Source organism: Citrobacter europaeus (assembly GCA_020099315.1).
GTDB lineage: Bacteria > Pseudomonadota > Gammaproteobacteria > Enterobacterales > Enterobacteriaceae > Citrobacter > Citrobacter europaeus.
The window spans coordinates 3,217,690-3,243,756 of sequence record CP083650.1 but is presented as its reverse complement, the minus strand read 5'-3'; the positions used below and the strand labels follow the sequence as shown (position 1 = coordinate 3,243,756).

22 protein-coding genes are annotated in these 26,067 nt (G+C 52.0%); 13 read left to right on the top strand and 9 right to left on the bottom strand.

Going from position 1 to position 26,067, the window contains the following annotated elements; genetic code table 11:
- Nucleotides 1–8: 8 nt before the first annotated feature.
- Nucleotides 9–1,475 (bottom strand): mannitol dehydrogenase family protein, encoded by a 1,467-nt coding sequence (locus tag LA337_15385; protein UBI14563.1) that lies wholly within the window; start codon nt 1,473–1,475, stop codon nt 9–11.
- Nucleotides 1,476–1,677: 202 nt separating this feature from the next.
- Between LA337_15385 and uxuA the strand changes: the two genes are divergently transcribed.
- Nucleotides 1,678–2,868 (top strand): mannonate dehydratase, encoded by a 1,191-nt coding sequence (gene uxuA, locus LA337_15380; protein UBI14562.1) that lies wholly within the window; start codon nt 1,678–1,680, stop codon nt 2,866–2,868.
- 42 nt (nt 2,869–2,910) lie between these two features.
- On the opposite strand, the gene LA337_15375 is transcribed toward uxuA, so the two are convergent.
- Complete coding sequence (locus LA337_15375) at nt 2,911–4,386, bottom strand: PLP-dependent aminotransferase family protein (protein ID UBI14561.1); 1,476 nt, start codon at nt 4,384–4,386, stop codon at nt 2,911–2,913.
- 165 nt (nt 4,387–4,551) lie between these two features.
- On the opposite strand from LA337_15375, the gene torC reads away from it, so the two are divergent.
- The 3 genes from torC to torD are packed head-to-tail and all read left to right on the top strand — an operon-like array spanning nt 4,552 to nt 8,815.
- A complete protein-coding gene (gene torC, locus LA337_15370) occupies nt 4,552–5,685 on the top strand; it encodes a pentaheme c-type cytochrome TorC (GenBank protein ID UBI14560.1) in 1,134 nt (377 codons plus the stop codon).
- Between the two features lie 9 nt (nt 5,686–5,694).
- On the top strand, nt 5,695–8,193 hold the full coding sequence (gene torA / locus LA337_15365) for a trimethylamine-N-oxide reductase TorA (protein UBI14559.1): 2,499 nt from the start codon (nt 5,695–5,697) through the stop codon (nt 8,191–8,193).
- The gene (gene torD, locus LA337_15360) at nt 8,183–8,815 is read left to right on the top strand and encodes a molecular chaperone TorD (protein ID UBI14558.1); all 633 of its coding nucleotides are present in this window, start codon (nt 8,183–8,185) and stop codon (nt 8,813–8,815) included. The genes torA and torD overlap by 11 nt, the downstream gene beginning before the upstream one ends.
- A 462-nt stretch (nt 8,816–9,277) precedes the next feature.
- Here the strand turns inward: torD and yeiP are convergent, their stop codons facing one another.
- Nucleotides 9,278–9,850 carry an elongation factor P-like protein YeiP gene (gene yeiP, locus LA337_15355; GenBank protein ID UBI14557.1) on the bottom strand — a complete coding sequence of 191 codons (573 nt, stop codon included), beginning with the start codon at nt 9,848–9,850 and terminating at the stop codon, nt 9,278–9,280.
- A gap of 157 nt (nt 9,851–10,007) precedes the next feature.
- Between yeiP and LA337_15350 the strand changes: the two genes are divergently transcribed.
- The gene (locus tag LA337_15350; GenBank protein UBI14556.1) at nt 10,008–10,262 is read left to right on the top strand and encodes a YkgJ family cysteine cluster protein; all 255 of its coding nucleotides are present in this window, start codon (nt 10,008–10,010) and stop codon (nt 10,260–10,262) included.
- Here the strand turns inward: LA337_15350 and setB are convergent.
- Nucleotides 10,259–11,440, bottom strand: a complete 1,182-nt coding sequence (gene setB, locus LA337_15345; GenBank protein ID UBI14555.1) for a sugar efflux transporter SetB — start codon at nt 11,438–11,440, stop codon at nt 10,259–10,261. The genes LA337_15350 and setB overlap by 4 nt on opposite strands.
- A 368-nt stretch (nt 11,441–11,808) precedes the next feature.
- Between setB and fruB the strand changes: the two genes are divergently transcribed.
- The 4 genes from fruB (at nt 11,809) to LA337_15325 (ending at nt 15,965) form a co-directional block, all read left to right on the top strand.
- A complete protein-coding gene (gene fruB / locus LA337_15340; GenBank protein ID UBI14554.1) occupies nt 11,809–12,939 on the top strand; it encodes a fused PTS fructose transporter subunit IIA/HPr protein in 1,131 nt (376 codons plus the stop codon).
- On the top strand, nt 12,939–13,877 hold the full coding sequence (gene fruK, locus LA337_15335) for a 1-phosphofructokinase (protein ID UBI14553.1): 939 nt from the start codon (nt 12,939–12,941) through the stop codon (nt 13,875–13,877). The genes fruB and fruK overlap by 1 nt, the downstream gene beginning before the upstream one ends.
- Nucleotides 13,878–13,893: 16 nt before the next feature.
- A complete protein-coding gene (gene fruA / locus LA337_15330; GenBank protein UBI14552.1) occupies nt 13,894–15,582 on the top strand; it encodes a PTS fructose transporter subunit IIBC in 1,689 nt (562 codons plus the stop codon).
- A 146-nt stretch (nt 15,583–15,728) separates the two neighbouring features.
- Entirely contained in the window at nt 15,729–15,965 is a 237-nt protein-coding gene (locus LA337_15325) for a YgdI/YgdR family lipoprotein (protein ID UBI14551.1), read from the top strand.
- Between the two features lie 61 nt (nt 15,966–16,026).
- Here the strand turns inward: LA337_15325 and LA337_15320 are convergent, their stop codons facing one another.
- A complete protein-coding gene (locus LA337_15320) occupies nt 16,027–17,325 on the bottom strand; it encodes an anaerobic C4-dicarboxylate transporter (GenBank protein UBI14550.1) in 1,299 nt (432 codons plus the stop codon).
- A 76-nt stretch (nt 17,326–17,401) separates the two neighbouring features.
- A complete protein-coding gene (locus LA337_15315; protein ID UBI18485.1) occupies nt 17,402–18,121 on the bottom strand; it encodes an amino acid racemase in 720 nt (239 codons plus the stop codon).
- Between the two features lie 353 nt (nt 18,122–18,474).
- Here LA337_15315 and hypT point away from each other — a divergent pair, with 353 nt between their 5' ends.
- From hypT to LA337_15295, 4 genes are all read left to right on the top strand, one after another.
- On the top strand, nt 18,475–19,386 hold the full coding sequence (gene hypT / locus LA337_15310) for a hypochlorite stress DNA-binding transcriptional regulator HypT (protein UBI14549.1): 912 nt from the start codon (nt 18,475–18,477) through the stop codon (nt 19,384–19,386).
- Nucleotides 19,387–19,689: 303 nt separating this feature from the next.
- Nucleotides 19,690–20,631 (top strand): pseudouridine kinase, encoded by a 942-nt coding sequence (locus LA337_15305; protein UBI18484.1) that lies wholly within the window; start codon nt 19,690–19,692, stop codon nt 20,629–20,631.
- Nucleotides 20,619–21,554: a pseudouridine-5'-phosphate glycosidase gene (locus tag LA337_15300; GenBank protein ID UBI14548.1), complete on the top strand. Its 936-nt coding sequence runs from the start codon at nt 20,619–20,621 to the stop codon at nt 21,552–21,554. Before LA337_15305 ends, LA337_15300 begins: the two co-directional genes overlap by 13 nt.
- A 96-nt stretch (nt 21,555–21,650) precedes the next feature.
- Nucleotides 21,651–22,901 (top strand): NupC/NupG family nucleoside CNT transporter, encoded by a 1,251-nt coding sequence (locus LA337_15295; protein UBI14547.1) that lies wholly within the window; start codon nt 21,651–21,653, stop codon nt 22,899–22,901.
- Nucleotides 22,902–22,944: 43 nt separating this feature from the next.
- Here the strand turns inward: LA337_15295 and LA337_15290 are convergent, their stop codons facing one another.
- From LA337_15290 to LA337_15280, 3 genes are all read right to left on the bottom strand, one after another.
- Nucleotides 22,945–24,033 carry a sugar kinase gene (locus LA337_15290; protein UBI14546.1) on the bottom strand — a complete coding sequence of 363 codons (1,089 nt, stop codon included), beginning with the start codon at nt 24,031–24,033 and terminating at the stop codon, nt 22,945–22,947.
- 2 nt (nt 24,034–24,035) lie between these two features.
- Nucleotides 24,036–24,893: a deoxyribonuclease IV gene (nfo, locus tag LA337_15285; protein ID UBI14545.1), complete on the bottom strand. Its 858-nt coding sequence runs from the start codon at nt 24,891–24,893 to the stop codon at nt 24,036–24,038.
- Between the two features lie 71 nt (nt 24,894–24,964).
- Entirely contained in the window at nt 24,965–26,014 is a 1,050-nt protein-coding gene (locus tag LA337_15280; GenBank protein ID UBI14544.1) for a YeiH family protein, read from the bottom strand.
- Between the last annotated feature and the right edge of the window lie 53 nt (nt 26,015–26,067).

Sequence of the window (26,067 nt, the reverse complement as noted above, 5' to 3'; positions counted from 1 at the left end):
AGAAATCGTTAATTTTTTAACGTTTCAATGACAGCCTGATGCGCGCCGTATTGGGCAATACGCTGCCAGGCCTGCTGAATGGCCGCGACAAACTGCGGATTCTGTACGAGATCGGCGGCGAAAATCTCATGCAGTGAAAGCAGGGCGCTGACGCGTTCTGATTCAGTGCTCTGTTTAACCAGAGCGGCAATTTTCTCACTTAACGGGTCACGAATATCAATCGCAGTGCCTGAATCATCCACGCCGCTCACGTAGCGCATCCAGCCTGCGACGCCGAGCGCCAGCAGCGGCCACTCGCTTTGACGTGCTAAATGTACGCGGATCCCTTCCAGCATGCGCTGGGGTAATTTCTGGCTACCATCCATCGCTATTTGCCAGGTTTTGTGTTTCAGCGCCGGGTTGGCAAAGCGTTCCAGCAGGCTTAAAGCATACTGGTCTAAATCCACATCGGTAATTTGCAGCGTGGGGGCCTGTTCATTGAGCATCAGCCGGTAAGCGGCTTCACGAAATGCGCTGTCCTGCATACAGTCGCTGATGTGCTGGAATCCGGCCAGATAGCCGAGATAAGCAAGGAACGAATGGCTACCGTTCAGCATCCGCAGTTTCATTTGCTCCCACGGCAACACGTTTTCGACCATCTGGACACCCGCGGTTTCCCATTGCGGACGACCACACACAAAGTTGTCTTCAATCACCCATTGGATAAACGGTTCGCAACTGATTGCGCAAGGATCGGCAACACCCAGCTCGTGGGCGATTTCAGCCAGCGACTCGTCGGTGGCGGCGGGAACAATCCTGTCCACCATGGTTCCCGGAAAACTGACGTGCTCCTGGATCCAGTGCGCCAGCTCAGGTGAGCGTTTTTCCGCCATTCCCAGTACGGCATTTTTTACCACATGGCCATTGTCCGGGATGTTATCGCAGGAGAGGACGGTAAATGGTTGCAGCCCGCGTTCACGTCGGCGGTGCAGCGCTTCTACAATTATTCCGGGCGCGGAGTGCGGTTCAGCCGGCGTCTGCATATCGTGAATAATTCGCGGATTAGAGAGATCCAACGATCCCGTCGCCGGATCGATACAGTAGCCTTTTTCGGTGATAGTTAACGAGACAATCGCCACCTGAGGCTCGCAGAATTTTTCAATAATGGCCGCCAGCGAATCCAGCGTGGCGTTCAGACACTCGTTAACGGCGCCGATGACGATGGGCTGATTGCCGTTTGCTCCTTTTTCTAACACGGTAAATAAATGGTCCTGTTCGCGAAGCTGACGCATCAGCCGATCGCCGCTGAACAGGCTGATCTCGCAAATTCCCCAGTCTCCACCCTGCGCGTTCAGCACCCTGTCGGTTAATAACGCCTGATGGGCGCGATGAAAAGCACCGAAACCAAAATGCACAATCCGCGTTTTTAATTGCTGGCGGTCGTACTGCGGCATCATGACATTTTCCGCCAGTGGCGCTGAGGCAATAGTTTTCATTTAATACACCTGATTAACCATTAATTAACAATGGCAGTATAAAGTTATATGACAGCAAATTGAATTGGTGTGCCTCATTTATCAGGGGAATGTGAGCTGGATCAATCAATGACCGGCCATCTGTTGATCATCCATGGGATGCCTGTATGGTAGTCATCATTCAGGTAGTTTAATTTGGTATAACAACTTGTGAGGTGAAGCAATGGAACAAACCTGGCGTTGGTACGGACCTAACGATCCGGTATCGCTTGATGATGTGCGTCAGGCTGGCGCAACGGGTGTTGTGACTGCCTTGCACCATATTCCTAACGGTGAAGTGTGGCCGGTAGAAGAGATTCAACAGCGTCAGGCCATTCTGGCTGAAAAAGGGCTGACCTGGTCGGTGGTGGAAAGTATTCCTGTTCACGAAGATATCAAAACGCGTTCAGGCCAGTACCAAACATGGATTGCCAACTATCAGCAGAGTATCCGTAATCTGGCGACCTGCGGCATTGATACTGTGTGCTATAACTTCATGCCGATCCTCGACTGGACGCGTACTGACCTGGAATATCAGTTGCCAGACGGCTCCAAAGCGCTACGTTTTGACCAGATTGCTTTTGCGGCCTTCGAACTGCATATTTTGCAACGCCCGGGAGCTGAAGCGGATTACACCGCAGAAGAACAACGTCAGGCGCTGGACTACTTCAATGCCATGAGCGATGCCGCAATTGAAAAGCTAACCCGCAATATCATTGCCGGACTGCCCGGCGCGGAAGAGGGCTATACGCTGGATCAATTCCGTGCGCGCCTCGCTGAATATGACGGCATCAGTAAAGACGATCTGCGCGATAATATGGCGGTATTCCTGCGGGCGATCGTGCCAGTGGCAGAAGAAGTGGGCGTGCGCCTGGCTGTGCATCCTGACGATCCGCCGCGTCCGATCCTTGGCCTGCCGCGCATTGTTTCGACTATCGAAGATATGCAGTGGCTGAAAGAAACCGTCGACAGCATCAATAATGGTTTCACCATGTGCACCGGCTCTTACGGCGTGCGTGCTGATAACGATCTGGTGAAAATGATCGAAACCTTTGGCGATCGAATCCACTTCACGCATCTGCGCTCCACCTGCCGTGAAGATAACCCGAAAACCTTCCACGAAGGTGCGCACCTGCAGGGCGATGTGGATATGGTATCGGTGGTCGCTGCCATCCTGAGTGAAGAACAGCGGCGTAAAAAGGCGGGCGATTTGCGTCCTATCCCGATGCGTCCGGATCACGGACACCAGATGCTTGACGATCTGCACAAGAAAACCAACCCCGGCTACTCCGCAATTGGTCGTCTGAAAGGGCTGGCGGAAGTTCGCGGCGTTGAGCTGGCGCTGAAACAAACTCAGTTCCGCGATCTGCTGTAAGACTTACCACAGGGATTGCGCCACCGGCGCGATCCCTGTTATTCAGCAAGGCTGCGTCAGCGCCTGCTCCAGTACCGACAGTACCCTATTAATCTGCTGTATCTGCAACCCGCCAAAGCCAAAAAACATCACCACGTCGCTGTTCTCCTTACGCCATGCGGTTTCTGACCCATTTTCTATATCCGCCAGAGTGTCAAACCGGATCCCAGCCTGCAGGCAGCGTTGTTGCAGCCTGGCTATCGTATCGGGGTGTCTTTCAACGCGTAACGAGAGATGCAGACCCGCCGTTGCGCCAGCGATTTTCCCTGTGGGAAACAGCGCGGAAAGGCCATCGCGTAACTGGTTGAGGCGCGCCGCATAGCTGCTGGCCAGCTTGCTGATATGCGTATAAAACACCTGGTTTTGCATTAATTCGGCTAAAAATTGCTGCAACAACCACTGACTGCCGTTGTTATTGAGCGCTTTCATATTCTGTACCGCCGGGAGCAATTCATCAGGGCAAATGAGGTAGCCAAGACGCGCCCCCGGTCCCAGCGTTTTAGAAAATGTCCCCATGTAGATAACCCGGTTGTGATAATCCATGGCTTTCAGCGCAGGAAGGTGATTCTCGCCATAGGTAAAAACAGCGTCGTAGTCGTCTTCTATGATATAAGCGCCGACGCGCTGTGCCCACGTTAATAATGCCTGACGGCGCTCCAGCGAAAGTACGCTCCCCATCGGATACTGGTGGGCCGGCGTCACATAGCAAAGCTGAGTTTCATATTCAGGTAAATTATCTGTTTGCAGTCCGTGGTTATCTACGGCAATTGACGTAATGTTTGCGCCGTAATAATTAAACAGATGCCATGCGCCAGAATAACAAGGGGATTCGGTCACAACGTGGCATTTTTTTTGCTGGCTGACGGCATGATGAATAATAAATATCTGACTCAACAGCGACAATCCTTCCTGGATCCCGTTGGTAATAATGATGTTCTCTGCCCGGGTATTAATGCCACGAGATAAATTAAGGTATCTGACCAGTTGTTCACGCAGTGAAAATAATCCGTTTGGTGAATGATACCGGGTAAGCAATTGTTCTTTAAGTACGCTTGGCGCGTTATTCCATTTTCGCCAACTGGCCCAGGGAAAAGCATTGGGATCGGGGACGCCCATCCGGCAGTAACACTCCCGCCCAGGCTCTGCGTAAACATCGGTAGAGACCCCGGCTGCTTTGGGTGTTACTGGCGGAGAGCCCTGGGACATGGGAACATGCGCAGGCGGGATACGAACAGGCGTGGTGAATATCACCTCATAGCCAATGCCGTGTCGGCTCTTAATTAACCCAGCCGCCATAAGCTTATCATAGGCCATCACGACCGTTATTTTGGCTACATTCAATACCTGAGCCTGCTCGCGAATAGAAGGGAGTTTATCTCCACGCAACAAATCTCCCTGCTGAATAGCCTGTAAATAAAATTGAAATATCTGCAACTGTAGCGGAGTACGGCTTTCTCTATTGAGAGTCAGTGTGAGCATGAGAAAATCCTTATTTATAGATGGTCACTATATTACGAATTTCTGCTCTTTACTATTTGACGAATCTCATAGAGTGATTGCTGTTCCTATACTCTGCCTGCGCTGTCTCTATTTTTGATTTTTATTATCACTTAGCGTGTCGCTATTAAAAAAATGGAGGCTAGCATGTCGTGGATAAGAAAAAATGCACTGTGGTGCGCATTCGTCGGAGCGGTAGTCATGGCCCTGGCGATTTGGGGAACGTGGCAAGGCGTTCATTACACCAGTACTACCGGGTTTTGTTTATCGTGTCACTCGATGCGCACGGCTGGAGAGGAATATAAAACCAGCGTGCATTTTCGCAATGCCTCTGGCGTGCGTGCGGAGTGTAAGGATTGTCATATTCCGCCGGGCATCGTGCCAACGTTGGTTCGTAAAACGCAAGCCTTAAACGATCTCTACCACACCTTTATTTCTCCTTCGATCGATACCCCCGAAAAATTTGCCGCAAAACGGGCGGAGCTGGCCCAGCGGGAATGGGCGCGCATGAGCGCGAATAATTCAGCGGCGTGTAAATCCTGCCACAGCTATGAGGCGATGGATCACGGCAAACAATCGGCAAATGCGGCGGCACAAATGACCGCGGCGGCGGAAAAAGACAGCAACTGCATTGATTGCCACAAAGGAATTGCCCATCACAAACCCGATATGAGCAGCGGTTTTCGCGATCGCTTTAAGCAGCTACAGCGTCAGGATGCGTCGTCATCGCAGGCGAGCACGCTGTTCTCGTTAAGTGAAAAAGCACTGACGGCAACGGCAGGAAGCCCCGCAGGCAAAGCGCTGTTATTTCCCGCCACCGAGGTCAAGGTGCTGCAAAAAGAAGGCAGTAACGTGCAGGTCGAAATCACGGGCTGGCGTGAAACCAAAGGACGCGGGCGGGTGATCACCCAGTATATGGGTAAGCGCGTGTTTTCCGCCGTTCTCGATGACTCCCTGATGGCTAACGTAAAAGTGCTACAAACCCAGGTCGATCCTGACTCACATCAGGCCTGGCAGCAGGTGAGCGTCACCGCCTGGACCTCCGGGCAGGATCTTATCAGCACGCTTGAGCCCATCTGGGAATACTCAGATCAAATGCTGCAATCCACCTGTAGTGCCTGCCATAGCACTCCTCCTCCCACCCGTTATACCGCTAACGGCTGGATCGCCGGATTGAAAGCGATGTCGACCTATTACCGTCTTAACCCGGTGGAGGAGCGTACGTTGCTGAAATACCTCCAGACCCATGCCAGCGATGTGTCTCAACCCATTAAAAAGTAAGGATAATGTATGGATATTCATGACTTTAATCCGTCTCGCCGCCGTTTTCTGAGCGGTATGCTGGCAGTGGGCGCTGCCAGCGCCCTGGCGCCCAATCCGTTGATATCAAAAGTGTGGGCGGCGGGAGAAAACCCCGAACAGTGGATCCAGTCCGGCTCGCATTATGGCGCTTTTGAAGCCAAAGTGGTCAACGGCGAGTGGACAGAGACCCGCCCATTCAAACATGACAAATATCCCTGCGATATGCTGAACGCGGTGCGGGAAGTGGTCTACAACCCTTCGCGGGTACGCTACCCGATGGTACGTCTGGACTGGCTGCGTAAGTGTGAGAAATCGGATCGCAACCAGCGCGGAGATAACCGTTTTGTGCGGGTAAGCTGGGATCGGGCGCTGGATCTGTTTTACGAAGAGCTGGAGCGGGTGCAAAAAACCTATGGCTCATCAGGCGTATTTACCGGGCTCGCCGACTGGCAAATGGTGGGCAAATACCATAAAGCGGGCGGGGCGATGGACCGGGCACTGGGCTTGCATGGCAGCTATGTTACGACCGTTGGTGACTACTCTGCGGCAGCGGCGCAGGTCATTTTGCCGCATGTCATCGGTTCGCTGGAAGTTTATGAGCAACAAACGTCACTGCCGCTGGTTATCGAGAACAGTAATACCATTGTGCTGTGGGGATGCGATCCGATCAAGAATCTGCAGATCGAGTTTTTGGTTCCCGATCACGATGCGTTTGGCTACTGGCAGCAAATTAAAGAGGCGGTAGCGCTGGGGAAGATGCGCGTTATCAGCGTTGATCCGGTACGCAGCAAATCGCAAAACTATCTTGGCTGTGAACAACTGGCGTTGCGACCGCAAACGGATGTCGCGTTAATGCTGGCGCTGGCGCATACCCTGTACGAAGAGAAACTGTACGACACGGCGTTTATTACCGATTACACCGTCGGCTTTGAACAGTTTTTGCCGTACCTGCTGGGTGAGAGTGATAAACAGCCGAAAAACGCCGAATGGGCGGCGGAAATCTGCGGTCTGACGGCCGGGCAGATCCGTGACTTTGCCCGCCTGCTGGTCAAAGGCCGGACACAGTTTATGGGCGGCTGGTGCGTACAGCGCATGCACCATGGTGAGCAGTATCCGTGGATGCTGGTGGTGCTGGCCAGCATGGTTGGACAAATTGGCTTGCCAGGCGGCGGCGTAGGGTTTGGCTGGCACTATAACGGCGGGGGGACGGTGACATCCGCCGGTCCCGTACTTTCTGGGTTGGGGAGTATTGCTAATCCTCCACCGGCGAAATATAAAGCGGATTTTCGCGGCGCGTCTGAGCATATCCCCACCTCGCGCATCGTGGACTGTCTGCTTGAGCCGGGCAAAAAAATTGCCTTCAACGGCGCAACGTTAACCTGGCCTGACATCAAAATGGCGATCTACAGCGCAGCCAATCCGTTCCATGCGCAGCAGGACAGAAACCGCATGATCGACGCGTGGAAGAAGCTGGAAACTGTGGTGGTGTTGGATCATCAATGGACCGCGTCGTGCCGTTTTGCCGATATCGTCCTGCCCGTTACCACTCGCTTTGAACGTAACGATATTGAGCAGTTCGGTACGCATTCGAATAAAGGGCTGATGGCGCTGCATCAAATAGTCAAACCGCAATATGAAGCGCGGCATGATTTCGACGTATTTGCCGGGCTGTGTAAGCGCTTTGACAAGGAGGCTGTGTACCGTGAGAACCGGGATGAAATGCAGTGGATACAGGCGCTTTATGACGAAGGTGTGAAGATGGGCGCATCACTCAGCGTCTCCTTACCGGACTTTACAACGTTCTGGCAGGGGGAAGGATATATTGAATATCCGCCAGGGCAGCCGTGGGTGCGTCACGGTGAGTTTCGCGACCAGCCAGACCTTAATCCGCTGGGAACGCCGTCAGGTCTGATTGAAATCTATAGTAAAACCATCGCGGGCTTCGCCTACGAGGACTGTCCTGGGCATCCGGTGTGGATGGAACCATTTGAGCGTAGCCATGGCGACAAAACAGATAAATTCCCGCTGCATCTGCAATCCTGCCATCCGGATAAACGTCTGCATTCCCAGTTGTGCTCAAGCGAGGCGTTTCGCAATACCTATGCGGGTGCCGGGAGAGAGCCGCTTTATATCAGCGAACAGGATGCCACCGCGCGTGGCTTGAAAACCGGTGATATTGCCCGCGTCTTTAACGCGCGTGGCCAGGTGCTGGCAGGCGTGGTTGTCAGTCCGGATTTTCCACCCGGCGTGGTACGCATTCATGAAGGGGCGTGGTACTCCCCGCAGGAAGGAGGAAAAGCCGGGACGTTATGCACCTATGGCGATCCGAATGTGCTGAGCGCGGATATCGGTACTTCACAGCTGGCGCAGGGCCCTTCAGCGCATACCGTGCTGGTGGAGGTCGACCGTTATCAGCAGAAAGCCCCGCAGGTAACGGCATTCGGTGGTCCGCAGACAGTGAAAGAGGAGGGGACAAGTGCAGCATAATCAAATTCATCAGCAACGGACGGCGATCTATCAGTGGTTTTCACAGTTGCTATTTCGTGAGCTGGACGAAAAACAGCTCGCCAGCCTGGAAAATGGCGATAACCGGGCGTGGATTGCCTCACTGGCGGCAATTCCCGGATTGTCTGTCGAGGTTAAACATTTTGTGCGTAGCCTGGAGCGGGTTCTGCGGCGTGACTCCCGGCAGTTGGAGCTGGCGGCAGATTTTGCCTCGCTGTTTATGCTGTCTCCGCCTGCCAGTGTTTCTCCCTATGCAGGGCACTATCCACATACGACAGCTGCGGCAGAACGTCGGCAAATGAATGTGCTGTTGGTTGAACAAGGGCTGGCGGCGCGGGAAAATGAATCCTCCGATCATATTGCTGTACAGCTGGCATTGATGGCGAGGATGGTTGCTAAAGAGGAGAAGCTCTCCACGCAATATTACTTTTTGCATCATCATATTATGTGCTGGGCGTCGTTGCTGCGCGATAGCTGCCTGGCGCGTGATGAAGAGGGGTTTTATCCTCAGGCGGTTAACCTGGTCGTGCGTTTTATGCGCGAGGATGAACAGTATCTGGAATCACTGCTGATGGATGATTTTTATCTCAGCAGCCAGCGCTGAATATGACAAAGGGACAACCTGTGCTGGCGGAGGTAAAGAACAGGCTATCTCGGAGAAAGAGTTCCGTTCACCTCATGCTCATCGCTTCAACGCTCTGACTTACAGTTAACTCTTTTTTGCTGTTTAAACAAAAAATGCAGATGGTCAGGTGTGGGTTGGTCCGGCTGAAAATTGCCGACGTGTTTTCGTAAGGCCGGGAGAACCCGCTGGGATGCGGGTTCAGGGCGCGCTTTGCAGGGATGCTACCTCGCGCCCGGCCCGGTAGCCTGAAGAAATAAGCGGAGGGGACCACGAAGTGGCAATTTTCCCGCCGGGAGCCGGGATTGTTAAGGGTACGGCGATAGTACCCTTAACACGTTCACAGGCAGTATTGTTTCAGATAAGTGATATCACTAAAGTGAACGGAACATTTTGCCAGAGACAACATGTCATTATCTTTGGTTCACCTGTAACGACAGGAGATTAATCTGCACGGCCCATGTAGCGACGTTCTTCTATATGAATACGGATTTTTTCACCCGCGCTCAGATACTCAGGAACCTGGATCACAAGACCGGTGCTCAGGGTTGCTGGCTTGTTGCGCGCACTCGCTGAAGCACCTTTAATACCCGGTGAGGTTTCAACGATTTCCAGGTCTACGGTCTGCGGCAGTTCAAGCGCCAGTAGCTGGCCATCCCAGGTCAGGACCTGCATGTCCGGCATCCCGCCTTCCGGGATGAACAGCAGCTCTTCTTCAATCTGGTCTTTGGTGAAGGTATATGGGGTATAGTCTTCTTTATCCATAAAGACATATTCGTTGCCATCGACGTAGGAAAAATCAACGCCACGACGGCTCAGGGTGACGGTATCGACGATATCGTCGCCTTTGAAGCGCTCTTCAACTTTCAGACCGGTACGGACATCAGAAAAGCGCATTTTGTACAGCGTGGCTGCACCACGTGCGGACGGTGATTGAATATCGATATCTTTTACAATCAGCAGCTTGCCGTTGTAGTTCAGTACCATACCTTTTTTAATTTCGTTCGCTCTTGGCATCGAAAAAATCCTGTAGTGAGGAGTGTCTAAAATATCGCGTAAAACTACTCGCGCCGGGGCATTCAGGCAAGCGGAATTCATGCTTTTGCTGGTGCAAAAAAGGTGGTACTGTGCGCTTCCCACACAATCCGATGGTTTACGATAAAGAGAGTACTGTATGGAATGCCGTCCGGATTGTGGTGCATGCTGCACCGCGCCTTCAATCTCCAGTCCCATCCCCGGTATGCCTGATGGCAAACCCGCCAATACGCCATGCGTTCAGTTGGATGAATCCCTGCGCTGTAAAATTTTTGCATCACCGCTGCGGCCAAAAGTGTGCGCCGGTTTACAGCCCAGTGCGGAAATGTGCGGACAGACGACGCACCAGGCCATGGTTTATCTTATTGAGCTTGAAGCGCTGACCGCGCCTTAAACGTCCTTGATGCGCGCCAGGCACACGACGGTGGCGACGATCATCACCAGCGCAAACCAGAACACCGCGTGATAGTTCCAGATTTCAGCGGCAATCCCCGCCAGCGATCCGGCAATAATCCAGCCTACGCGAATGGTATTCGTGTAGAGAGTCGTGGCTGAACCTGCCTGTCCCGGCATTAGATCCTGAAAATAGAGCATGCCAATCCCGCCGAGGATGCCGATGTAAATCGCGTTCAGCAGCTGTAAGCCGAGCAATATCGCCGGAGAGTGAGCCAACAGCATGCCGGCATAAAAGAAGAATCCGGCGACGACGGCAATCCTCATCAACAAGCGTTTGCCCAGACGCTTAGCGAAGTAGCCGGCAATCAACATGGTTGGGATTTCCAGCCCTGCGGCGGTTCCCATCATGATGCCCGCCAGCTTTTCCGGCAGATGCAGTTCGTTGATGATAAACAACGGCATATTGATGATATAGAGACTGTTCGTGCCCCACATTAATGTGCAAATAACAAATAGCAAAAGCGTGTCGCGTCGATTGCGGCGCGGGGCCTCTACCGCGCCCGTCGCGAGAGGCACGTTTTTACTCATTGAGGGTAAGAACAGCCAGACCATTATGCCGCAAACAATAAACGCCACTGCCGCACTGAGATACATGACCGTAAAGCTGAAACCCATGGCCAGCGCGTAGGCCAGCGGTGGGCCAATCACCCAGGCCAGCGAAACCTGCGCACGTAATATTGAGCTGAACATGACGGCTTCCCGACCCGTACGGTCGGCGTGTTCGCGGGCGAGAGCAAACATTTGCGGGTTGGCAGTCGATCCAAAGCTGCTGAGGAATACCCCGATAAACAGCAGAATAAAATAGTTACGGTTCCAGGCGAACAGCACGCAGGCCAGCATCCCCAGCACGCAGCAAAACACAATCAGGTTTTTGCGATCGCCTTTTTTATCCGAGCGTCCGGCCAGAAACTGACTCACCAAAATGCCGATCACGGCGCTGCCGGTAAAAAAGAAACCGACCATGCCGGGACGGGCATGGACTTCATCCGTCAGAAAAAGGCTAAGCGTTGGCGTCTGCAACGCACCGGCGATACCCGTCAGAAATGCGACAAGCAGGAACGCCGAAGACGTTAAATCAAACGCCTTGGGTGTGGCGGCTACGGGGGTGTTATGCATGTTTTGATATCAATGATGTGAAGAGACGCGGAGTTTACGCTGCTTGTCAGAAAATAAACAGGGAGCCAAATCAAAATCGGCATCAAAAATCAAAATAGCATTTCAGTCAGAGAATGCCGTTTGCTGACGCTGCTGAATCTGACATGCTGACGCCGATTTTTCGTCAGCATTTTTTTCTCCCACGCAGAGAAAATGTGCGTTATCTCTAAATTCAGCAAGTAATTTGTCAACTTTACTTGTGTGCTGAAGAAAAAAGAGCAAGACTTCTTGAAACGTTTCAGCGTCATCTCGCCATAACTGATGGATTCAGGTGACGCCTTTTTTCTCATGTTAGCTGAATCGTTTCAAATCAGCGGGAGAGGAGAACCATGTTCCAGTTATCTGTTCAGGATATTCACCCGGGCGAACAGGCCGGGAATAAAGAAGAGGCTATTCGCCAGGTTGCCGCTGCCTTAGTACAGGCGGGTAACGTGGCGGAAGGCTACGTCGATGGCATGCTGGCGCGTGAACAACAGACGTCCACGTTCCTCGGCAACGGTATTGCTATTCCTCACGGTACGACGGACACGCGCGATCGGGTGCTGAAAACCGGCGTGCAGGTGTTCCAGTTTCCGCAAGGCGTGACCTGGGGCGAAGGTCAGGTTGCTTATGTGGCGATCGGCATTGCCGCCAGTTCCGATGAGCACCTCGGTTTACTGCGTCAACTGACGCACGTGCTGAGCGATGACTCCGTCGCTGAACAGCTGAAATCTGCGACCACGGCGGAAGAGTTGCGCGCGTTGCTGATGGGCGAAAAGCAAAGCGAACAGCTGAAGCTTGATAACGAAACGCTGTCGCTGGATGTCGTGGCTAATTCGCTGGTAACGTTGCAGGCGCTCAACGCGGCGCGACTGAAAGAAGTTGGTGCGGTTGACGCCACCTTTGTGGCCAGAGCAATCAATGAACTGCCGATGAATCTCGGTCAGGGTATCTGGCTGAATGACTGTGCTGAAGGCAATGTACGCAGCGCCGTTGCGGTTAGCCGCGCAGCAACAGCATTCGATGTACAAGGTGAAGCTGCAGCCCTGCTGGTGACCGTCGCTATGAATGACGATCAACCGGTTGTGGTGCTGAAGCGCCTTGGCGATCTGCTGCTGAATAACAAAGCTGACCGTTTGTTGAAAGCCGATGCGGCCACGGTGTTAGCGCTGCTGACCAGCGATGACGCCTTAACTGATGATGTACTGAGCGCCGAATTTATTGTGCGCAACGAGCATGGATTACACGCCCGTCCGGGCACCATGCTGGTGAATACGATTAAACAATTTAACAGTGAAATTACCGTGACAAATCTTGATGGAACCGGCAAACCGGCGAATGGACGCAGTCTGATGAAAGTTGTGGCATTGGGCGTGAAGAAAGGACATCACCTGCGCTTTACTGCCCAGGGCGAAGATGCTGAACAGGCGCTGAAAGCGATTGGCGAAGCCATTGCGGCAGGTCTTGGGGAGGGCGCGTAATGAGCAGACGTGTTGCTACTATCACCCTTAACCCGGCCTACGACCTGGTGGGTTTCTGCCCGGAAATTGAACGCGGTGAAGTGAACCTGGTAAAAACTACCGGTCTGCATGCGGCAGGGAAAGGGATTAACGTCGCTAAAGTTCTGAAAGATTTAGGCATTGATGTCACTGTGGGCGGTTTCCTGGGGAAAGACAACCAGGATGGTTTTCAGCAGTTGTTCAGCGAGCTGGGTATTGCCAACCGTTTTCAGGTTGTACAAGGGCGTACCCGTATCAACGTCAAGCTAACCGAAAAAGACGGCGAAGTGTCCGATTTTAATTTCTCCGGTTTTGAAGTTACCCCGGCTGACTGGGAACGCTTTGTGAATGACTCACTGAGCTGGCTGGGTCAGTTCGACATGGTGTGTGTCAGCGGCAGTTTGCCGACCGGCGTTAGCCCGGAAGCATTCACCGACTGGATGACGCGCCTGCGCAGTCAGTGTCCTTGCATTATCTTTGATAGTAGTCGTGAAGCGCTGGTGGCGGGTCTGAAAGCGGCACCGTGGCTGGTGAAACCAAACCGTCGTGAGCTGGAAATCTGGGCAGGCCGCAAGCTGCCGGAAATGAAAGATGTGATCGAAGCGGCGCATGCGCTGCGCGAGCAGGGTATTGCTCACGTGGTGATTTCGCTCGGTGCGGAAGGTGCGCTGTGGGTTAACGCTTCGGGTGAGTGGATTGCTAAACCGCCGTCAGTTGAGGTGGTAAGCACCGTAGGCGCAGGTGATTCAATGGTTGGCGGTCTGATTTACGGCCTGCTGATGCGTGAGTCCAGCGAACATACCCTGCGTCTGGCGACGGCTGTTGCCGCCCTGGCGGTAAGCCAAAGCAATGTGGGCATTACCGATCGTCCTCAGTTGGCCGCAATGATGGCGCGTGTCGACTTAAAACCGTTTAACTGACAGCAGGAGAGGCATAATGAAAACGCTGCTGATTATTGACGCTAATCTCGGCCAGGCTCGCGCTTACATGGCGAAAACCCTGCTTGGAGCGGCGGCGCAGAAAGCACATCTGGAAATTATTGATAATCCTAATGACGCCGAACTGGCAATTGTTCTGGGCGACACGCTTCCTGCCGACAGTTCGCTGAACGGCAAAAAGGTCTGGCTGGGCGACATTGGTCGTGCGGTAGCGCATCCGGAACTCTTCCTCAGCGAAGCGAAAGGCCATGCAAAACCTTACAGCGCCCCGGTTGCGACAGCGCCTGTGGCCAGCAGTGGTCCAAAACGCGTGGTGGCGGTGACGGCTTGTCCGACCGGCGTAGCCCATACGTTTATGGCCGCTGAAGCTATTGAAACAGAAGCGAAAAAACGTGGCTGGTGGGTGAAGGTTGAAACCCGAGGTTCTGTTGGCGCAGGCAATGCCATTACGCCGGAAGAGGTGGCTCAGGCGGATCTGGTGATTGTAGCGGCTGACATTGAAGTTGATCTGGCGAAGTTTGCCGGAAAACCCATGTACCGTACTTCTACTGGCCTTGCGCTGAAGAAAACCAAGCAGGAACTGGACAAAGCGCTGGAAGAAGCAACGCCGTACCAGCCAACCGGTAAAGCACAGGCTTCAGCAACAGAAGGTAAGAAAGAAAGCGCGGGTGCGTATCGTCACCTGCTGACAGGCGTGTCCTACATGCTGCCGATGGTGGTTGCCGGTGGTTTGTGTATTGCACTCTCATTCGCTTTTGGTATTGAAGCGTTCAAAGAGCAGGGGACGCTGGCAGCGGCGCTGATGCAGATTGGTGGCGGTTCAGCGTTTGCGCTGATGGTGCCCGTTCTGGCGGGTTATATCGCGTTTTCTATCGCTGACCGTCCGGGTCTGACGCCAGGTCTTATCGGTGGTATGTTGGCGGTGAGCACCGGTTCTGGCTTTATTGGCGGGATTATTGCCGGTTTCCTTGCCGGTTATGTGGCGAAGCTCATCAGCACGAAGCTGAAACTCCCACAGAGTATGGAAGCGCTGAAACCGATCCTGATCATTCCGCTGCTCTCAAGCCTGGTGGTGGGTCTGGCTATGATCTACCTGATCGGTAAACCGGTAGCCGGCATTCTGGAAGGTCTGACCCACTGGCTGCAAACCATGGGTACAGCGAATGCGGTACTGCTTGGGGCGATTCTTGGCGGCATGATGTGTACCGACATGGGTGGTCCGGTTAACAAAGCGGCGTATGCTTTCGGTGTGGGCCTGCTGAGTACGCAAACCTATGCGCCGATGGCGGCCATTATGGCGGCAGGTATGGTGCCTCCGCTGGCGCTGGGTCTGGCAACGCTGGTTGCGCGTCGTAAATTCGACAAAGCTCAGCAGGAAGGCGGTAAAGCTGCGCTGGTGCTGGGCCTGTGCTTTATCACCGAAGGGGCAATCCCGTTCGCTGCCCGTGACCCAATGCGCGTTCTGCCTTGCTGTATCGTTGGCGGCGCGATTACCGGTGCTATCTCGATGGCGGTAGGGGCTAAGCTGATGGCGCCGCATGGCGGTCTGTTTGTGCTGTTAATCCCTGGCGCAATCACGCCGGTGGTAGGATACCTGCTGGCTATTATTGCCGGTACGCTGGTCGCCGGTCTCTCCTACGCGGTGCTGAAACGCCCGGAAGCAGAGGTTATGGCAAAGGCAGCCTGATTAAACGTTGATAGCCGGGGCAGAGACTTCTCTGCCCCTTTTTTATGCATTTACCCATACCGTTGCAGCATCGCCACAATAATCCATCCAGCCTTAAGCAAATTCGATAAAGTGCCCTTAAATCAAACTGATCACGGAAATCGAATATGAAAAAAACGCTCATTGTTGCCTCTCTGTCACTCGCGACACTGCTGCTTACGGGGTGCTCAACCACCTGGGTGATGACAACAACGTCAGGTTCAACGATAGAGACGCAAGGAAAGCCTGAGCAAGACTCCGGGACAGGACTGACAAAATACGCTGACGCCTATGGCTATCACCGCGTGATTAAGAGCAGCGATGTGAAGCAAATAGATAAAGGTAAGACGGTTTTGATGTGGTGAGCTGGCCAGATATGTAATCATTCAGGGGGCGAAATTTATTCGCACCCCTGGATCAAACGGGTCAGGCAATCATTGGCGCGATGATAAAACCAAAGGCAACGCCCGCGATGATCCCACCAAGCCCTGGCAACATAAACGGATGGTTTAAGACATACTTACCCACGCGCGTTGTCCCGGTGGTGTCGAACTCCATGGCCGCCAGCGAAGTGGGGTAAGTTGGTAGAACAAACACGCCAGTTACTGCTACGTAGGAAGCCAGAATCGCCCATGTGGGTACGCCGAGCGCGACGGCGAGAGGGATAATCAGCGGCGTGGTAGCTCCCTGCGAATAGAGAAGCGCGCAGGTACCAAACAGCACCAGCGCCAGCAGCATTGGATAAGCCCGTAGAATATCGCCCGCGATATCCTTAATTCCCGTTAAGTGGGCATCAATGAAAGTTGTGCCCAGCGTAACAATCCCCAGAATGACCGCCAGCGAACTCATACCCGCACGGAACGTGGATGTCAGGACAATCGCGTCGGTTGATGTTTTGCACAGCACCACCATCAGGCACGCGTCAGCCAGCATGCAGATAATGATAATATCCCGGGTATTCATTGGGTTACCTGCATCGAATCCGGGGCGTAGTTGAGGACATGCGGCAAGAATAACGATGACGACCGTTGCCAGCATAAACAGGGCGACTGATAATCTGGCTCCCGGCGTGGTGCTGTTCTGCCCTTCATATTTACGCACCAAACCTTTTTGCAAGCGCTCCAGATAGACTTCATCATCCTGTAGTTCGCATCCCTGACGTGAGGCGATAAAAGCGGCGACCATCGCGGCGACAAACGAGGCTGGCAGACATACCGCCATGACCTGAATAAAGCTGACGCCGTTGCCTTCCATAATGGTCAGCATCGCCGCCATTGCGGCACTGATCGGTGAACCGGATATCGCCACCTGAGAGGCGACTACGGATCCTGCGAGCGTACGGGAAGGGCGGATACCTGACTCTTTGGCAACTTCGGCAATTACCGGCAGAGTCGAAAAGACGATAAATCCTGTTCCCGCCATAATGGTCATCGACCAGGTGATGATCGGCGCAATAATGTTGATATACTTAGGATTACGACGCATGAAATTACCGGCAACGCGAACCAGATAATCCATACCTCCGGCGGCCTGTAGCGCTGATGCCGCCACTACCACTGTCATAATAATGAGAATAACGTCAACGGGGGGAGAACCAATTTGCAGCCCAAATCCCAACGTTAATATAGCCAGTCCCAGTCCGCCACATAAACCGATACCAATTCCGCCGAGGCGGATGCCAAAAAATATTGCGCCCAACACTACGATAATTTCCAGCCAAATCATAATGGCCTCCGCCAGAGAATAATTCGTTATTAAAATGGATGTTTATTTAATGCAATAATTAACCATGTGTTGGCTTTCATTGTGCCAAAAGATGATTTTTGCCAACGCGTTTCTCGTACCATTTAATACCGGCACGAACTAACGAACCGGTTGAGTCAATATATTTTTCAGGTGACGTTTTGATTGCTTCAGCAAGTATGACGGGAACTTCAGTACATCCCAGTACGATGACTTGTGCACCGCGTGAGAAGAGTGCTTGAGCTTGTTCATTCATCAATACTTGCGCCCGCTTAGCATCACCGGCCTTTAAGCAATAGATGCTTTCCATCACTTTTTCCTGACTGGCAGAGTCAGGACTGATGCAGGTTAGCCCAAGAGATTCAATGCCTTTTTGATAGAGGCCCATGTACAATGTGGCGTTGGTGGCGAGCAGTCCGATACGCGTTTTTCCACAGTTTTTAACCTCGTTGATGGTCGTTTCAACGATACTGAGCAGTTCTGTATGGCAGCACTCTTTTAATTCATTAAACCAAAAGTGGGCGGTATTACAGGGGATCACAATACACTCGGCGCCAGCATCTTCGAGTTTATGCATATAATCGCGCATGGCCGGAAGTGGGGAATGACCATGATGCATTAACGCATCGGTTCGGTCAGGTATGTCCGGGATAGAGGAAATAATTAACGGGATATGTTCCTGGTCGCGCTGTGCTGCAGTAAAAGTAACGAATTTATTAAATAGATCGACCGTTGCAGCAGGCCCCATACCACCTAATACGCCAATTAAACCTTTCACAATATATACCTCAATTTCACCGATCATTAATATTCAGAGCAGGGGTGTGTCTGTAGATAATGTTTAACAGCAGTGAGACGTGAGGAGAAATGCAATAATGTATGGTTTAATGCAAAAACCGCATAGCTGCGATTTGTTTTGCCACCTCTGCAGGCTGGTTTTGAGCCATAGGCCTGACGTATTGCGGTGGAGAAGCGATTGTGGCCGATTGGGAGAGAAACATGTTAATGTTAAAAACGAAGGTATGATGCAAAAAACGAATCACCAGGTGCTGTTGATGAATGTCATCCGCGCAAATATTCAGGCATGATGCTGAAGACTCATTGGCATATTTAAATATCTGTGTGACAGGCATGAAAAACATTGAGACAAAATGGTTATATGACTTTCTGACGCTGGAAGCGTGTCGTCATTTTTCCCAGGCGGCTGAGGAGCGCAACATATCTCAACCGGCATTTAGCCGGAGGATCAAAGCGCTGGAATCTGCCGTGGGTGTACTGCTTTTTGATCGCACGACGAGCCCACTGCAACTCACGGAGGAGGGCAAGCTATTCCATTCGCAAACCCGTAGCTTGCTGCAACAGCTGGAGTGCAATCTGGATGAGCTAAGCGGCCACAATCTGCTTGGGGTACCCAATATCAAAATAGCGGCAGCACATTCTTTGTCACTGACGATGTTGCCCAGATTAGTGCACTCAATGGCGGCCTGGGGGGAGGAGTTTGTCTGGCACGTCGAAGCTATTGATGTGGTTCAGGCGGTGAATACTCTGCGCGAGGGAAAAAGTGATTTTATTTTCTCCTTTCGGGATGAGGACTTAATGCAGTCACCTTTCTGCGGCTTGAAGGTTTTTGAGTCTGAACTGTATCCCGTATGTGCTGCTGATGCGCAGGGTAAGGCGTTGTTTGATATCTATCAGCCGCAGGCGCCGATTCTGAATTATACCAGCACATCATACATGGGAAGATTGGTAAACCGTCATCTGGCGGAAGTGGGCGGTATCTCAGCTCGTACGCTGTTTATGTCCTCAATGAGTGAGTTATTGAAAAATATGGCATTGGATGGGCATGGTATCGCCTGGCTGCCGGCATGGACTATCGTGAACGAACTGCGTGATAAGCGGCTGGTTTGTCTGCAGACGCCGGAGTTGATGGTGCCTATTCAGGCTTACATTTACCGGATGGATACCCGGTTAAATAAAACCGCAGAGCACTTCTGGCGGATTTTGTACAACCATATGCCGGAAGATTTGGTTTCGCTTACCTGATATGCGCCTGTTCACCGGGCACACCTGAAAAATCTCCGGTTATGCCGGAGTGATACTTTTCATCCTGCTTGATTTGTGTACTACCTCTCATTTTCTCTCCTCCTGACAAACTGTATCTATAAAAAATTGTGATTCTGTTCATATCTATTGGTTTTAGGTCTTGCAGATGGATTTACTTTATCAAAAACACGCTTACTATGAACACATGTTTGATAGTGAACATTTGCTCTAATAACCTGGTGTGTGGCGTTGGTTATTTTTAACGAACTCATTTGTGGCAAGTTAATTGCCAGGGGACGTGCTATGCGTGAAAAGGAATACATAGTAACTATTGGCTCGGCCAATATGGATGTTGCCGGGTGTTCGCATGCTTCTCTAAATTATGCGGATTCAAATCCAGGGAAGATAAAATTCACCCCAGGAGGCGTTGGGCGTAACATTGCACATAATCTCGCGCTATTGGGTAAAAATTCCTGGCTGCTAACGGCGGTTGGTAATGATTTTTACGGGCAATCGTTATTGGCGCAAACCAATCAATCCGGAGTTCATGTTGATAAGTGCCTTATCGTTTCCGGAGAGAATACATCCAGTTATTTATCACTGCTTGATAACACCGGCGAAATGTTGGTGGCCATTAATGATATGAGCATTACCGAACATATTTCAGCAGCGTTTTTATCGCAGCATTATGATTTTATTCGGCAGGCGAAAGTGATCGTCGCCGATTGCAATATCAGCGAAGACGCCATGGCATGGGTACTGGAAAATGCCGGGGATGTTCCGGTGTTTGTTGACCCTGTGTCGGCATGGAAGTGCGTCAAAATTCGCGAGCGTCTGGGACAAATCCACACCCTCAAACCAAACCGCCTTGAAGCCGAAACGCTGAGTGGTATTGCGCTTTCCGGGCGTGATGACGTTGGCAGCGTCGCCGCGTGGTTTCACGATCGCGGCTTAAATCGGCTGGTGCTCAGCATGGGGGGGGACGGCGTTTATTACAGCGATATTACGGGGAATAGTGGTTGGTCGCCGCCGATTAAAACTCACGTCATTAATGTTACCGGGGCAGGCGATGCAATGATGGCTGGACTGGCTTCCTGCTGGCTAGACGGTATGCCTTTTATTGATTCGGTTCGATTTGCTCAGGGTTGTTCATCAATGGCGTTAGCCTGTGAATATACCAATAATCCTGATTTGTCTGTTGCGAATGTTAGCTCAATAGTGGAGAACACAGAATGTCTGAATTAACTCTTTCCTCTGAATTATTACAAATATCTCCAGAAGTACAGGAAGCATTAAACAGTAAAAAACCGATTGTTGCACTTGAATCAACCATTATTTCTCATGGTATGCCATTCCCGCAAAATGCCCAGACAGCGATTGAAGTAGAAGAAACTATTCGTAAGCATGGAGCAGTTCCTGCAACCATTGCCATTATTGGCGGGGTAATGAAAGTTGGTTTAAGCAAAGATGAAATTGAATTGCTTGGAAGAGAAGGTCATAGCGTTACTAAAGTCAGTCGTCGTGATTTACCGTTTGTGGTCGCGGCAGGAAAAAATGGTGCAACGACTGTTGCCTCAACCATGATTATTGCCGCACTGGCTGGAATTAAAGTATTTGCAACGGGAGGCATTGGTGGTGTTCATCGTGGTGCTGAACATACCTTTGATATTTCTGCAGATCTGCAAGAACTGGCGCATACCAATGTCACGGTTATTTGTGCAGGAGCGAAATCTATTCTTGATCTCGGTTTAACGACCGAATATTTAGAAACTTTTGGCGTGCCATTAATTGGATATCAGACCAACGCGTTGCCGGCGTTTTTCTGCCGTACCAGTCCGTTTGAGGTCAGTATCCGTCTGGACAGCGCAAAAGAGATTGCCCGAGCGATGGCGGTGAAATGGCAAACGGGTCTTGACGGCGGTCTGGTTGTTGCGAACCCAATCCCAGAACAGTTTGCGATGGCAGAGGAGAAAATAAATGCGGCAATCGATCGGGCGGTGAAAGAAGCGGAAGAGCAGGGGGTTGTGGGCAAAGAGAGTACGCCGTTCCTGCTGGCGCGAGTTGCGGAGCTGACCGGTGGTGACAGCCTGAAATCAAATATTCAACTGGTGTTCAACAACGCGGTACTGGCCTGTGAAATTGCGAAGGAGTATCAACGTCTCGCCTGACAGAATTTTCCGGGCAGCATGCGGTCGCCCGCGAATATCAAACCTACCAAAACCTGGCGATAACGCCGGGTTTCCTGGCATGAAGGGAATTTCATTATGGATATAATGAGAAGTGTAGTGGGTATGGTGGTATTACTGGCCATCGCGTTTCTGCTGTCAGTAAATAAAAAGCGTATTAGTCTGCGTACGGTCGGAGCAGCACTGGTACTGCAAATTGCAATTGGCGGCATCATGCTGTATTTCCCACCGGGAAAATGGCTGGTTGAACAGGCCGCTCTCGGTGTCCACAAGGTAATGTCATATAGTGATGCGGGTAGCGCATTTATCTTTGGCTCCCTGGTCGGGCCAAAAATGGATGTGTTGTTTGACGGAGCCGGGTTTATCTTCGCCTTTCGTGTGCTCCCGGCCATCATTTTTGTGACTGCATTAATCAGTCTGCTCTACTACATTGGCGTGATGGGGCTGTTGATCCGCATCCTCGGCGGTATTTTCCAGAAAGCCTTGAACATCAGTAAAATCGAGTCATTTGTCGCAGTTACCACGATTTTCCTCGGGCAAAACGAGATCCCGGCAATCGTGAAACCGTTTATTGACCGGCTGAATCGCAATGAGCTGTTTACCGCTATCTGCAGTGGGATGGCCTCGATTGCTGGCTCAATGATGATTGGTTACGCTGGAATGGGCGTTCCGATTGACTACCTGCTGGCGGCATCGTTGATGGCAATCCCGGGCGGTATTTTGTTCGCGCGTATGTTGAGTCCGGCAACTGAAGAATCCCAAGTCACCTTTGAGAATCTGTCATTTACTGAAACGCCGCCGAAAAGCATCATCGAGGCAGCGGCGAGCGGGGCGATGACCGGGCTGAAAATTGCCGCTGGCGTGGCGACGGTAGTGATGGCATTTGTCGCCATTATCGCACTGATTAACGGCATTATCGGCGGGATTGGCGGTTGGTTTGGTTTTGGACACGCCACTCTGGAAGGGATCTTTGGTTATGTATTAGCCCCGTTGGCGTGGATTATGGGGGTGGACTGGAGCGATGCGACGCTGGCAGGTAGCCTGATCGGACAGAAACTGGCAATCAACGAGTTTGTCGCGTATCTCAACTTCTCACCGTATCTGCAAACCGGCGGGACACTGGATGTGAAGACCATTGCGATTATCTCGTTTGCACTGTGCGGTTTCGCTAACTTTGGTTCGATTGGCGTTGTTGTCGGCGCGTTTTCGGCGATAGCACCCCAGCGAGCCCCGGAAATCGCGCAGCTTGGAATGCGGGCGCTGGCAGCAGCAACGTTGTCAAACCTGATGAGCGCCACCATAGCCGGTTTCTTTATCGGTATAGCATAGCGAGAATCATGCCGGATAAGCGTAGCGCCATCCGGCATGACATTTAAGCTGTTTGTAGCAAATACAAGGCGTTATCTGCTGAGAGGGTTGGGTTGTTGATACTGACGCTGGCTCGCGATAGCGCCGCGCAGGCCATGGCAAAGTGAGCGCTTTCACGAAACTCGCTCCCTTCCAGAAAGCTGTACAGTAATCCCGCCATAAATGCGTCATCGGCGCCAAAACTGTCAACAACCGTATGCTCAGGAGGGGTCAGTAAAAATTGTTCCCCGTCCTTTTCGCTGCAAAACACGGATTCATCTTCCAGGCAGACAAAGATCCGTTTTACCCCCTGTTGATGGAGACTATTGACGGCCAGTATGCGATCGGCATCTGAATAGATAGGTTGCCCCCACAGAATCGCCAGCTCTTTTTGCGTGGGTTTCAACGTATGAATGCGCGTAAACCAGGTCTTCATTTTTGCCGCTTTGAACTCTGAAACGGTGTCAATGAATACCGGAATATCATCAGCTATAGTGAAGACCCACTCAATGGCTTCGGCGGTGAGATTGCAATCTGCCAGTACAACACCGGAATGACGAATCAAATCTCGCGAACCGTTCAACAACTGCGGCGTCAATTGTTGCAGGATATGGGTATCATTGATTGCCAGTACGGTCTCTTCCTGCTGATTAGCGATCGACAGGTAAGTTGAGGTGTTATGTCCATGCAGACGTATGCAACTGGAAACGTTAACACCAGCCTGACGCGTTTGTTCCAGCAATGTTTCGCCATAGAAGTCACTGCCAACAGCGGAAATTAAGTGGACATCACGACCCAGCAGCGCAAGGTTGTGGGCGATATTACGTCCTACGCCACCTGCCGAGCAGTGAATGCTGCCAGGGTTAGAGGCGGCCTGAGGATAATGGATGTCTGCCACACCACGAATATCCATATTGATCGCCCCAACAACCACGCAATAATCCTGTTCGGTAAGGATATAACCTTTACCTTTGATCATACCTTTACGCATTAAATCCATAATATGCGCAGCGACGCGTGAACGGCTTATCTGCAGAATATCGGCGATTTCATTCTGCTGAATCAACGGATTGCGACGCAGGATCTTAAGGATCTGCTTTTCCCTGTCGTTCATGATTATGCCACCGCTTTTTCTGTTTGCTGGGCTTTCAGCCAGGCAATCTCTTCTGCCCAGATATCCGGATTAATGGTTTCCAGTACCAGCGGAATGCCGTCAAAACGATTGTCCTGCATGATCCAACGGAAGGCATCGTGGCCAATATTGCCTTCACCTAAGCTGTGGTGACGGTCAACGCGACTGCCAAATGCGCTCTTGGCGTCGTTCAGGTGCATACCGCGCAGATACTTAAAGCCGACAATACGTTCAAATTCCGCAAACGTCTTTTCGCATTCCTCGGCGGAACGCAAATCGTATCCGGCGGCGAAGGCATGGCAGGTATCAATACAAACGCCGACACGGGATTTATCTTCGACGCCGTCGATAATGGCGGCAAGGTGCTCAAACTTAAAGCCAAGATTACTGCCCTGTCCGGCGGTATTTTCGATAACTGCCGTCACCCCCTGAGTCTGAGCGAGGGCGATGTTGATGGATTCGGCAATGCGCGCCAGACATTCATCTTCAGGGATCTGCATCAAATGGCTGCCTGGGTGAAAGTTCAGCAGGGATAAGCCAAGCAGTTCACAGCGCTGCATTTCATCGAGAAACGCATCGCGGGATTTTTCCAGCGCTTCGCTGACCGGGTGACCGAGGTTAATCAGGTAACTATCGTGAGGCAGGATCTGGGCGGAAGTATAGTGGTACTTCTCGCAAGCGGATTTGAAATCATCAATGATGTCGGTGGTCAGCGGCGCGGCACGCCACTGGCGCTGATTTTTGGTGAACAGGGCGAATGCGGTCGCTTCGATTTCTGCGGCTCGAATAGCGGCGTTAGCCAGACCGCCAGCGGCGCTTACGTGCGCTCCGATATATTTCATAAATTTAACCCGCCATACTCAAATACAAAAAGGGAGAGTATAGCGGGTTAATGGAGGTGAGTCGTGATCGTTTATGCCATCAGGGCGTGGACAGCGACGTTAATCGCAGCACCACCCACAATCAGCCAGACAAACAGCAGCAGGGCCATCAGTAACGGTTTGGCACCGGCTTTTTTCAGCGCGCTAACGTGAGTGGTCAACCCCAGGGCAGCCATCGCCATTGCCAGCAAAATAGTGTCCAGCGTTACCAGCATGTTCACTACCGACTGCGGCAGCAGGTGGAACGAGTTAAAAATCGCGACCACAATGAACAGGATGGCAAACCATGGAATGGTGATTTTGCTCTTCTCACCGCCTGTGGCCGGAGACAGTTGTTTTACGCGAGCGGCCAGGAGGATGAGGAACGGTGCCAGCATCATGACGCGCAGCATTTTGGCAATAACCGCGGCGTTTTCCGCATCCGGGTTAATGGCGTGCCCTGCAGCCACTACCTGTGCTACTTCATGCATGGTGGAGCCAATGTAAATGCCGTAGGTTTCTGGACTAAACCAGTGCGCCAACAGCGGATACATCGCCGGATACAGGAAGATAGCGATGGTACCGAAGATCACCACGGTAGCGACAGCGACGGTTACCTTACTGGCTTCCGCTTTCACCACCGGTTCGGTTGCCAGCACGGCGGCGGCACCACAAATGCTGCTCCCCGCGCCAATCAGCCAGCTGGTGTGGCGGTCCAGACCAAACACTTTCTGCCCCAGGAAGCAGGCAATCATAAAGGTACTGCTTAGCGTTAACACATCAATCACGATACCGCTGACGCCGACGTCAGCAATTTGCGCGAAGGTGAGGCGGAAACCGTAGAGGATAATCCCCAGACGTAATAAATGTTGTTTAGCAAACAGCACGCCGCCGTCACAGCTTTTCCAGATGTGCGGATAGACGGTGTTGCCGAGAACCATCCCCAACAAAATAGCTAAGGTGAGGGCGCTGAACCCGGCACCTGCGACGGCGGGAATGGATCCACCCCATAAGGCGACCCCAGTGATAACTGCACTCAGGGCGAGCCCCGGAATAAAATGCCACGCTGTACGACGATGAGTCTGCAAGGTGAGTTCTGTCATATCCTTCTCCTTTATCTGGGTAAAAGAGTACGGCGAAGTGGTTTAAAAATAAA